Origin of the sequence: Xenorhabdus yunnanensis (assembly GCF_028598805.1) — a bacterium.
GTDB classification, from domain to species: Bacteria; Pseudomonadota; Gammaproteobacteria; order Enterobacterales; family Enterobacteriaceae; genus Xenorhabdus; species Xenorhabdus yunnanensis.
Genome location: NZ_JAQRFI010000342.1, coordinates 1 through 223 on the forward strand (window position 1 = coordinate 1; position 223 = coordinate 223).

General features: G+C 38.6%; 1 pseudogene. It reads left to right on the top strand.

Features of this window, described 5'->3' with window-relative positions:
* A pseudogene (locus PSI23_RS22520) lies at positions 1–223 on the top strand (IS982 family transposase); the annotation flags it as partial.

The window sequence follows — 223 nt, forward strand, 5'->3', positions numbered from 1 at the left end:
ATCCTCTTTCATCTGTCACATTACCGTGATTTTAAACATTTTTATCTGGCGCAGATTTGGAAATATCATCACAACGATTTTCCCGCTTTGCTCAGTTATACCCGTTTTATTAGTGTTGCCCCTTTCGTTTTGATGCCACTATGCAGTTATCTGACTCAATTAAAAGGAAAACCCACAGGCATTGCTTTTATTGATTCCACGAGTTTGCGCGTTTGTCATAACA